This is a genomic window from Streptomyces sp. NPDC058469, assembly GCF_042721125.1.
Classification (GTDB): Bacteria; Actinomycetota; Actinomycetes; order Streptomycetales; family Streptomycetaceae; genus Streptomyces.
The window spans coordinates 20532-30444 of record NZ_JBHXME010000134.1 but is presented as its reverse complement, the minus strand read 5'-3'; the positions used below and the strand labels follow the sequence as shown (position 1 = coordinate 30444).

Annotated in this window: 9 protein-coding genes and 2 tRNA genes; 3 read left to right on the top strand and 8 right to left on the bottom strand. The window is 68.1% G+C overall.

From position 1 onward, the window contains the following. Window positions 1–55 precede the first annotated feature (55 nt). The 5 genes from clpX to ACFWP5_RS39210 form a co-directional block, all read right to left on the bottom strand. Window positions 56–1342: an ATP-dependent Clp protease ATP-binding subunit ClpX gene (clpX, locus tag ACFWP5_RS39230; RefSeq protein ID WP_328683355.1), complete on the bottom strand. Its 1287-nt coding sequence runs from the start codon at window positions 1340–1342 to the stop codon at window positions 56–58. Window positions 1343–1503: 161 nt separating this feature from the next. Further along, window positions 1504–2184 carry an ATP-dependent Clp protease proteolytic subunit gene (locus tag ACFWP5_RS39225; protein ID WP_384168170.1) on the bottom strand — a complete coding sequence of 227 codons (681 nt, stop codon included), beginning with the start codon at window positions 2182–2184 and terminating at the stop codon, window positions 1504–1506. Window positions 2185–2234: 50 nt separating this feature from the next. Continuing rightward, window positions 2235–2837, bottom strand: a complete 603-nt coding sequence (locus ACFWP5_RS39220; RefSeq protein ID WP_329265356.1) for an ATP-dependent Clp protease proteolytic subunit — start codon at window positions 2835–2837, stop codon at window positions 2235–2237. A gap of 339 nt (window positions 2838–3176) precedes the next feature. Continuing rightward, window positions 3177–4538, bottom strand: coding sequence for a trigger factor (tig, locus tag ACFWP5_RS39215; protein WP_384168167.1), 1362 nt, complete (start codon window positions 4536–4538; stop codon window positions 3177–3179). Window positions 4539–4732: 194 nt separating this feature from the next. Beyond that, window positions 4733–4809 (bottom strand) — tRNA-Pro (locus tag ACFWP5_RS39210). A 164-nt stretch (window positions 4810–4973) separates the two neighbouring features. Here ACFWP5_RS39210 and ACFWP5_RS39205 point away from each other — a divergent pair. Next, window positions 4974–5047: transfer RNA gene (locus ACFWP5_RS39205), tRNA-Gly, on the top strand. Between the two features lie 135 nt (window positions 5048–5182). Here ACFWP5_RS39205 and ACFWP5_RS39200 read toward each other — a convergent pair. Then, window positions 5183–5377, bottom strand: a complete 195-nt coding sequence (locus ACFWP5_RS39200) for a hypothetical protein (protein WP_026151384.1) — start codon at window positions 5375–5377, stop codon at window positions 5183–5185. A gap of 303 nt (window positions 5378–5680) precedes the next feature. On the opposite strand from ACFWP5_RS39200, the gene ACFWP5_RS39195 reads away from it, so the two are divergent. After that, window positions 5681–6814, top strand: coding sequence for an acyltransferase family protein (locus ACFWP5_RS39195; RefSeq protein ID WP_384168163.1), 1134 nt, complete (start codon window positions 5681–5683; stop codon window positions 6812–6814). Window positions 6815–6824: 10 nt separating this feature from the next. On the opposite strand, the gene ACFWP5_RS39190 is transcribed toward ACFWP5_RS39195, so the two are convergent. Both ACFWP5_RS39190 and ACFWP5_RS39185 read right to left on the bottom strand, forming a co-directional pair. Next, window positions 6825–7280: an HD domain-containing protein gene (locus ACFWP5_RS39190; protein WP_384168160.1), complete on the bottom strand. Its 456-nt coding sequence runs from the start codon at window positions 7278–7280 to the stop codon at window positions 6825–6827. After that, window positions 7277–8464 (bottom strand): PP2C family protein-serine/threonine phosphatase, encoded by a 1188-nt coding sequence (locus ACFWP5_RS39185; protein WP_384168158.1) that lies wholly within the window; start codon window positions 8462–8464, stop codon window positions 7277–7279. The genes ACFWP5_RS39190 and ACFWP5_RS39185 overlap by 4 nt, the downstream gene beginning before the upstream one ends. 162 nt (window positions 8465–8626) lie before the next feature. Between ACFWP5_RS39185 and ACFWP5_RS39180 the strand changes: the two genes are divergently transcribed. Continuing rightward, a complete protein-coding gene (locus tag ACFWP5_RS39180) occupies window positions 8627–9886 on the top strand; it encodes a GNAT family N-acetyltransferase (protein WP_384168155.1) in 1260 nt (419 codons plus the stop codon). The last annotated feature ends 27 nt before the right edge of the window (window positions 9887–9913 follow it).

Below are 9913 nucleotides of genomic sequence, written 5' to 3'. Positions count from 1 at the left end.
GGCGCCCGGTCTGTTGACTGCCGGGGCGCCCTTCGTGCCGTACGGAAGAAAGCGGCTACGCCGTCTTCTGCTCCCCGGGGCCCCGACCGCGGGCGTCGCGCGGGATCAGGGTCGGGTTGACGTTCGACAGGACGACGTCCGCCGTGATGACGACGCGGGCCACGTCCTTGCGGGACGGGACCTCGTACATGACGCCCTGGAGGACTTCCTCCATGATGGCCCGCAGGCCGCGGGCGCCGGTCTGGCGGAGGATGGCCTGGTCGGCGATGGCTTCGAGGGCCTCGCGCTCGAAGTCCAGCTCCACGCCGTCGAGTTCGAAGAGGCGCTCGTACTGCTTCACGAGCGCGTTGCGCGGCTCGATGAGGATCTGGAGCAGGGCCTCGCGGTCCAGGTTGTGGACCGAGGTGATGACGGGCAGCCGACCGATGAACTCGGGGATCATGCCGAACTTGACCAGGTCCTCGGGCATGACGTCCTCGAACTGGTCCTTGGCCTGCAGCTCCCGCTTCGAGCGGATCGTCGCGCCGAAGCCGATGCCCTTCGCGCCGGCCCTGGACTCGATGAGCTTCTCCAGGCCCGAGAAGGCGCCGCCCACGATGAACAGGACGTTCGTCGTGTCGATCTGGATGAACTCCTGGTGGGGGTGTTTACGGCCGCCCTGCGGCGGGACCGAGGCCGTCGTGCCCTCCAGGATCTTCAGCAGGGCCTGCTGGACGCCCTCGCCGCTGACATCCCGCGTGATCGACGGGTTTTCGCTCTTTCGAGCCACCTTGTCGATCTCGTCGATGTAGATGATGCCCGTCTCGGCCTTCTTGACGTCGTAGTCGGCGGCCTGGATGAGCTTCAGCAGGATGTTCTCGACGTCCTCGCCGACGTAGCCCGCCTCCGTGAGCGCGGTCGCGTCGGCGATCGCGAACGGGACGTTCAGCATGCGGGCCAGGGTCTGCGCGAGGAGGGTCTTGCCCGAGCCCGTGGGACCGAGCAGGAGGATGTTGGACTTCGCCAACTCGATGGCGTCCTCGCGGTTCTGACCGCCGCCGTGCTCACCGGCCTGGACGCGCTTGTAGTGGTTGTACACCGCTACGGAGAGCGCCTTCTTGGCGGACTCCTGCCCGACCACATAGCCCTCGAGGAACTCGTAGATCTCGCGGGGCTTGGGGAGTTCCTCCCAGCGCACCTCGCTCGTCTCCGCGAGTTCTTCCTCGATGATCTCGTTGCAGAGGTCGATGCACTCGTCGCAGATGTACACACCGGGCCCTGCGATGAGCTTCTTGACCTGCTTCTGGCTCTTGCCGCAGAACGAGCACTTGAGCAGATCGCCGCCGTCACCGATGCGTGCCACGGTGTGCTTCCCCTTCGCCTGGGAGACGCCTAGGTCCAGCGGCTCCTGGTGCTGCCTTATGTCCGACGGTACCTTGCCGGGCCCCCCGTTCGGGCCCCCCTTGGCACGGTTCACTTCCACGTGGACCGTGCCGAGGGGTGGTGGACGATACAGGGTCCGGGTCAGTGGACGTCGGCGTTGTTCATCTTCCGGGTGGAGATGATCTGGTCGATCAGGCCGTACGCCAGGGCGTCCTCGGCCGTGAGGATCTTGTCGCGCTCGATGTCCTCGCGGATCTTGTCGATCGGCGTGGTCGAGTGCTTGGCCAGCATGTCCTCCAGCTGAGCACGCATGCGGAGGATCTCGTTGGCCGCGATCTCGAGGTCGGAGACCTGGCCCCGGCCGGTCTCGCTGTAGGGCTGGTGGATCAGCACGCGCGCGTTCGGCAGCGCCATGCGCTTGCCCGGCGTACCGGCGGCCAGCAGGACGGCGGCGGCGGACGCGGCCTGGCCCATGCAGACCGTCTGGACGTCCGGCTTCACGAACTGCATCGTGTCGTAGATCGCAGTCAGGGCCGTGAAAGAGCCGCCCGGGCTGTTGATGTAGATCGAGATGTCGCGGTCGGGGTCCATCGACTCCAGGCACAGCAGCTGCGCCATGACGTCGTTGGCCGACGCGTCGTCGATCTGGACACCGAGGAAGATCACGCGCTCCTCGAAGAGCTTCGCGTACGGGTCGTACTCACGCACGCCCTGCGAGGTGCGCTCGACGAAGCGCGGGATCACATAGCGGGATTCGGCGGCGGGAGCCGTGTATTCGGCGCGTGCGTGCTCGTACAGGCCGTTGCCGGGGAAGTCGTTCACTGTCTCTCTCCTGGGGGCTGTGGCGGTCGGCTGGGGGCTGTCCTGGGGCCTCAGGCGCCGGTGCCGCCGCCGCCCGGCATACCGGCGGCCGTGGGCATGATGTCGTCGATGAGGCCGTACTCCTTGGCCTCGATCGGGTCGAACCAGCGGTCGCGGTCCGAGTCACGGGTGACCTGCTCGACCGTCTGACCGGTGTGGAAGGAGGTCAGCTCCGCCATCCGCTTCTTGGTGTGCAGCAGCCGCTCGGCGTGGATCTTGATGTCCGACGCGGAACCGGCAAGGCCGGCCGAGGGCTGGTGGATCAGGATCTCGGCGTTCGGCAGCGCGAAGCGCTTGCCGGGGGTGCCCGCGCTGAGCAGGAACTGGCCCATCGAGGCCGCCATGCCCATGGCGATGGTCACCACGTCGTTCTTGATGTACTGCATGGTGTCGTAGATCGCCATGCCCGCCGTGATCGAACCACCGGGGCTGTTGATGTACAGAAAGATGTCCTTCTCCGGGTCGGAGGCAAGGAGCAGCAGCTGTGCGGTGATCTTGTTGGCGATGTCGTCGTCGACCGCCTGGCCGAGGAAGATGATCCGCTCACCGAGCAGCCGGTTGTAGACCTGGTCGCCGAGGCCACCGATAGAGGGCTCGCCGGCGGCTGTAGGCATCAGATTCGTCACGTATCCACCTGCTCGTCTTTACGACGGCGCCGGGCCGTCTCACGTGTACTGCCGGGGGCAACGGGGACTCCCCTGCCCTCGTATTCATGGACCCTAACGCGCGGGTCCCTCCGGAGAATCCCGCAAAGGGAACTGTTCGCTGTCAGCGCATGCGGGGCGCCGGCCTGAGCGGTCTCCCTGCGTGGTGGTGGGTTCAGGTTGTTGCGGGGCTGCGGGTCGGTGGGGGCTGAGCGCGCAGTTCCCCGCGCCCCTTTGGGGCGCGCCCAGTGGGCGTATGACAAGAGGGCCCCGGGGTTCGATGTCCCCAGGGCCCTCGTGTGCGGTTGTTTACGCCTCGGTGGGCTCCTCGACGGTCTCCGCCGTCTCAGTGACCTCGTCCTCGTCGTCCAGGTCGACGATCTCGCCGTTGGTGTCCTTCACCGTGGCGGCCTCCACTACGACTGCCAGGGCCTTGCCGCGGGCGACCTCGCCGACCAGGAGCGGGACCTGGCCGCCCTCTACGACGGCCTGGGCGAACTGGTCGGGGGACATGCCGGAGGAGGAGGCGCGCCGCATGAGGTGCTCGGTGAGCTCCTCCTGGTTGACGTTCAGCTTCTCCTTGTTGACGAGCTCGTCGAGGACGAACTGCGTCTTGATGCCCTTGACCGCGGCTTCCTTGGTCTCGGTGTCGAACTCCTCGGCCGTCTTGCCCTGGATCTCGAGGTACTTCTCGAGGTCGAGGCCCATCTGGCCGAGCTGGTGGTGCTCCAGGTTGTGCTTACGGGTGTTGATCTCGTCCTCGAGCAGCTTCTCGGGGACGGGCACCTCGACGAGCTCCAGCAGCTTCTCCAGGACGCGCTCCTGGGCCTGCGTGGCCTGGTCGTACTGCTTCATGTTCTCGAGGCGCTTGCGGCTGTCGGCGCGCAGCTCCTCCAGGGTGTCGAACTCGGAGGCGAGCTGTGCGAACTCGTCGTCCAGCGCGGGCAGTTCGCGGGCGGCGACCTGGGTGACCTTGACGGTGACCTGGGCCTCCTGGCCGGCCGCGGAGCCGCCCTTGAGCTCGGAGGCGAAGGTGGCCTCGCCACCGGCCTCCAGGCCCGTCACGGCCTCGTCGATGCCTTCGAGCAGCTCGCCGGAACCGATGGTGTAGGAGACGCCGTCGGCGACACCGTCCTCCAGGACCTCGCCGTCGACCTTGGCCTCCAGGTCGAGGGTGACGACGTCACCGTCGGCGGCGGCGCGCTCGACCGGGGAGGTCGCCGCGAAGCGCTCGCGGAGCTGCTCGACCGACTCGTCGATGTCCTCTTCGCTGACCTCTACGGCGTCGACCTCGACCTCGATGCCCGAGTAGTCCGGGATCTCGATGGTCGGGCGGATGTCGACCTCGGCGGTGAAGTTCAGCGTCTCGCCGTCCTTCAGCTCCGTGATGTCGACCTCGGGCTGGCCGAGCGGGTTGAGCTCCGCCTCGTTGACCGCCTCGGTGTAGAACTTCGGGAGCGCGTCGTTGACCGCCTCCTCCAGGACCGCACCGCGGCCGAACCGCTGGTCGATGACGCGCGCCGGGATCTTGCCCTTCCGGAAGCCCTTCACCGTGACCTGCTGGTTGATCTTCTTGTACGCCGCGTCGAGGCTGTCCTTGAGCTCCTCGAAGGGCACCTCGATGCTGAGCCGAACCCGGGTCGGGTTCAGGGTCTCCACGGCGCTCTTCACGGTTCGGTCTCCTTGGGGGCTGACTTCTTGGGTTGCGGACCCAGACAGGTCCGGCGGTTTCTGGTCGCCCGGAGGACTTCAGAGTGTGAGAGACACACGGGCGCGCAGCTTGCATAGTAGCCGCAGCGACGAGACCCCCCAAAAGGCGATCTCGCGAGGTACTCACGTGGTACCGGTCCCGGAGGTCCGGCAGGTGGTCGGGGTGGCGGGATTTGAACCCACGGCCTTCCGCTCCCAAAGCGGACGCGCTACCAAGCTGCGCCACACCCCGTCTGGTGCGACACGTAGGGTACATGCCCGCAGGCAGTCGGGCCGCCGCATTTCACGAGCGCCGGGGCGCCGGAAGGGACATGGGAAATGCGGTGTGCGCGGAGGGCACCCGAACCGCTACGATGCCTTCTGTGCCGCGGTCGTCTGACCTGCGGCGCGTCGTGCGCGGGCGTAGCTCAATGGTAGAGCACTAGTCTTCCAAACTAGCTACGCGGGTTCGATTCCCGTCGCCCGCTCCATACGAAATCAGGGCCAGGCCGGAGGATCGCTCCTCGACCTGGCCCTGAGTCGTTCCCGGAGTCTCTTCCCCGGCCAGGAACCAGAAGCCGGTCAGGACTCAGCGGCCGGTCAGAACTCGGAAGTCGGCCAGAACTTCAGAAGCTGATCGAGTTGATCGTCTCCGCCAGTGAGTTTATGAACCGGTTGATGGATGGAGCCATGCCGGTCGAGGCGAGGAAGAAGCCGAAGAGGATCGCGACTATGGCTGGGCCCGCCTTGATCGATCCCCCTCGGATCAACACCACCAGGATGATCGCCAACAGCAGCACCACAGACAGTGAAATGGCCACAACTGATCACACCCTCGGTCGGTCCGCACTCCCGGCCCGGGGACGCAACCCGCGCACCCCGCCAGAACCATCGTGCCACCAACGCGGCCCACGTATGCGGCGGGTGACGCATCGTTGGTCGCAAAGGTTCGGAAGATACGCGTTCGCAGTTCGTTCGCATTATTGGCACACGCACACGAACAAGCCTTTCCCGTGTGCCCTTTTGCGCCTTTTGATCGGGATGAATCGTGACATGTTGAACAGATTCCGGACGCGCGTCCGATGGTTTCACCGATTCCCACAGGCAACGCTAGGGTGCCTCAGATGTTCCACGCTGACACGCCCCCGGGCCAGAACGAACAGAGCAAACAGAACGAACAGACCAAACAGCGCGACGCGTTCTTCGACAACGCGAAGTACCTGGCGATCCTGTTGGTCGCCATCGGGCACTCCTGGGAGCCTCTGAAGGGCGACAGCAGAGTGCTTCAGGGGCTGTACATGGTCGTGTACAGCTTCCACATGCCGGCGTTCATCGTCATCTCCGGCTACTTCTCCCGAAGTTTCGACATGAGCCCCGCCCGGCTGAAGCGACTCCTCACCGGTGTCGCGCTGCCGTACGTCATCTTCGAGATCGCGTACTCGCTCTTCAGCCGCTACGGCAACGACGACCCGCACCAGCAGATCACCCTCCTCGACCCGCTGTATCTGACCTGGTTCCTCTGCGCGTTGTTCATCTGGCGGCTGACCACCCCGATCTGGAAACTGGTCCGGCACCCGCTGCCGATCGCCCTCGGCCTGGCCATGCTCGCGTCCTGCACCCCGGCCATGACCGACGACTTCGATCTGCAGCGGCTGGCGCAGTTCCTGCCGTACTTCGTGCTCGGCCTGGTCCTGAAGCCCGAGCACTTCCAGTTGGTGCGCCGACGCGAGATGCGGATCCTGGCGGTGCCGGTGGTCGTGAGTGCCGTGGTCGTCGGCTACTGGGCGGTGCCGCGGATGAACGCGAGCTGGTTCTACCACCACGACTCCGCGCAGGAGTTCGGCGCGCCCTGGTGGGTCGGCCCGGTGATGATGCTCGCGATGTTCGGCTGCTCGCTGCTGCTGACCGCCGGCTTCTACTCCTGGGTGCCGAGCCGGAGGACGTGGTTCACGGCGCTCGGCGCGGGCACGCTGTACGGCTATCTGCTGCACGGCTTCCTGATCAAGGGTGCCGGTTACGCGGGCCTGTTCGACCACACCTGGCTGCACCGGCCGTACGGCGTGGCCCTGGTGACCGTCCTCGCGGCCACCGCCGTCACCCTGCTGTGCACCCCGCCCGTACGACGGGTGTTCCGCTTCGCGATCGAGCCGAACATGGAGTGGGCGTTCAAGCGCGACGCGGCCGAACTCGCCCGCGACCGCGAGCAGTTCGAGCAGCCGCACGGGCAACAGACCGTGCGCGAGAAGGTCAACGCCTGATCAGGGACGCCTAGTCAGGAACACCCAGACCGAGAAGTGCGCGCATCCGTGCGTACTTCTCGGTCAGTCGTCTCCGGGTCGGTTCGTCGAGGACCGCGAGACGGGCCGGGTCCGCGTTGTGCGCCAGGTCCGCCTCCTTCACCAGGAGCGCGCCGGGGGTCGCGAGAACACGCTCCGCGTACGCCTCCGGGGGCTCCCCCGCCCGCTTGGTGACCGCCAGCACGATGTCCTTCGTACGACGGCTCAGCGCGGCCTCGTGCAGCCACCGCTCGGTGAGTGCGTCGTCCTCCACGGAGTCGTGCAGCCAGGCCGCCGCGATCTGCTCCGCGTCCCCGCCACGCGCGCGTACACCCTCCGCTACGGCCTGGAGGTGCTCGGCGTACGGCCGCCCCGCCTTGTCGGTCTGGCCCTCGTGGGCGGCGCGGGCCAGGGTCTCGACCTCGGCCGGTGTGAGGAGTTCGGTCATCGGGACAGGGCCTGTGCCGCCGCCGTCGGGCCCTCGCGGCAGACCAGCAGCAGGGCACGGTCGTCGTTGACGTCCTTGGCGACCGCCTCGATCAGGTGCCAGGCGGCGCCGTGGAAACCGCCGGCGACATAGCGGTCGGCCTCGCCGGTGAGGCGGTCGATGCCCTCGACGATGTCGCGTTCGGAGGTCTCCACCAGACCGTCTGTGAACAGCATCAACACGTCCCCGGGCCGCAGCGATCCCTTCACAGGGTCGAACTGGGCGCCGTCGTACACACCCAGCAGTGGCCCTTCCGCCGCCTTCTCCTCCCAGCGGCCGCTGCCCGCGCTGAGCTGGAGGCCCGGCGGGTGGCCGGCGGAGAAGAGTTCGTAGTCGCCGGAGTCGAGGTCCAGGACGAGGTGGATCGAGGTCGCGAAGCCCTCGTCCCAGTCCTGGCGGAGAAGGTAGCCGTTGGCGGCGGGGAGGAACGCGTGCGGGGGCAGCGAGCCGAGCAGGCCGCCGAAGGCGCCCGACAGCAGCAGGGCGCGGGAGCCCGCGTCCATGCCCTTGCCGGAGACGTCGGTGAGGACGACCTCCATCGTCCGGCCGCCGTTCGTCCGGGCCGCGACCACGAAGTCGCCGGAGAACGACTGGCCGCCCGCCGGCCGCAGCGCCATCTCCCGGTGCCAGCCCTGCGGCAGCTGCGGGAGCTTGCTCTGCACCCGGATGCGTTCGCGCAGGTCGAAGAGCATGGTGCCGCCGCGCCGCCACGGCACGCCCACCCGGCTTCGGAACTGGGCGATCAGCAGCCCGAAGAAACCGCACGCGGCCACCACGAGCACCACGCCCGGGGTCACCCGCGCCGCGCCCTCGGTGTACGGGCCGAGCTTCACCGACTCCACGATCAGGCCCGTGGCCGCCGCCGCGTACAGGCCGAGCAGGCTCGCGGGCCGCAGCAGCAGGCCGCCCGCGACGATCGGGAGGACCAGCGCGGCCGGTGAGAACCACACCGCGTTGGCGAGGGTCATGGCCACGATCACCGGGATCGTGATCAGCAGCCCGGCCAGCGCGACCCAGTCCGAGCCGTCCCCGCGGAAGTAGTCGACGGCACTTCTGCGCAGGCCGGTGCGGACCCGGTGAACCAGCTTCCTCAACCGGGCCGTGAACGTGTCGGCCTCCGCGCGCCGCTCTCGTCCTGCTGCCATTAGTTCGGGACCCTATCCATCCGACCAGCCGCTTGGCACGGGAGGTCCCACTTGTCCCCCCTGCGAGGTTCAACTTCACAGTGAACTTCACCGGAGGCCGTCGCGGTGGCGCCGAGCGGAAATTCCCTGGCTCGTCCGGCAACGCGCTGGTAGGCATGGTCCATGGGGACAGATGCGAGAAGTGCGCCGGCCGAACGGACCGAGCTGCGGGTACTGCGCCGGGACGAGTGGGACACCTGGTACGACAGGCTGGTCGACGCCTTCGGTGGCGTCCCGGAGTCGCCCGAGGAGCGTGAGCTGTGGCGGGGGCTCACCGAGTTGGACCGCTCCCTCGGCGTCTGGGACGGGGACGTGTGCGTGGGGACGGCGGGCGCGTTCAGCTTCCGGCTCACCGTGCCCGGCGGCGCCTCGGTGCCCGCCGCGGGCGTCACGATGGTCAGTGTGGCCGCCACCCACCGGCGGCGGGGCATCCTGACGTCGATGATGCGTCGGCAGTTGGACGACGTACGGTCCTGGGGCGAGCCGCTGGCCGTGCTGACGGCCTCCGAGCCGGCGATCTACGGCCGGTTCGGGTACGACGTCGCGACGATGCGGACGACCGCCGAGATCGACACCGACCGGGTGCGGCTCTCGGTGCCGCCCGGGACGGACGACGTACGCCTGCGCTTCGCCGAACCCGCCGCCGTACGGGACCAGTGCGAGGCGGTGTACGCGCGGCTGGTGGCCGGGCGGCCGGGGATGACGGCGCGGCGGCCCGGGTGGGAGAACCTGTCGTTGCTGGACCCGGAGAGCGAGCGGCAGGGGTCGTCGCCGCTGCGATGCGTGGTCGCCGAGCGGGACGGTGAAGTCGTCGGCTACACGCGGTACTTCGTCAAGCCCGAGTGGGACACCCAGGGCCCCCAGGGGACGGTCCTGCTGCGTGATCTGGAGGCGCTGGACCCGGCGTCGTACGCGGCGCTGTGGCGGTTCCTCTTCGACATCGACCTGACGCGGAAGGTGGCGACGCGCAGCCGTCCCGTCGACGACGCCTGGCAGCATCTGGTCTCCGACATCCGCCGCTGCGGTATCCGGCAGGTGGACTCGCTGCACGTACGGCTGGTGGAGCTGGGGGCCGCGCTGGAGGCGCGCACGTATCAGGCGCCCGTGGACGTCGTGTTCGAGGTCGCGGACGCCTTCTGCCCCTGGAACGAGGGGCGTTGGCGGCTCACCGGGGACGCGAAGGGCGCGTCCTGCAAGCGCACCGAGGAACCGGCCGATCTCGCCCTGTCCGTACGGGAGTTGGGGGCCGCGTATCTCGGCGGGGTGTCCCTGGCGTCACTCGCGGGCGCGGGTCGGGTGCGGGAACTTCGGGCGGGGGCGCTGGCGGAGACGTCGTTGGCGTTCGGGTCGACGGTCGCTCCCTGGCTGCCGCACGGGTTCTAGAACAGCTCTACGGCCGCCTGAACCGGC

Coding starts and splice junctions, on each gene's coding strand:
- ACFWP5_RS39220 (WP_329265356.1), bottom strand. CDS start 2,837: ATGCCTACAGCCGCCGGCGAGCCCTCTATCGGTGGCCTCGGCGACCAG.
- ACFWP5_RS39195 (WP_384168163.1), top strand. CDS start 5,681: ATGTTCCACGCTGACACGCCCCCGGGCCAGAACGAACAGAGCAAACAG.
- ACFWP5_RS39190 (WP_384168160.1), bottom strand. CDS start 7,280: ATGACCGAACTCCTCACACCGGCCGAGGTCGAGACCCTGGCCCGCGCC.
- ACFWP5_RS39185 (WP_384168158.1), bottom strand. CDS start 8,464: ATGGCAGCAGGACGAGAGCGGCGCGCGGAGGCCGACACGTTCACGGCC.
- ACFWP5_RS39180 (WP_384168155.1), top strand. CDS start 8,627: ATGGGGACAGATGCGAGAAGTGCGCCGGCCGAACGGACCGAGCTGCGG.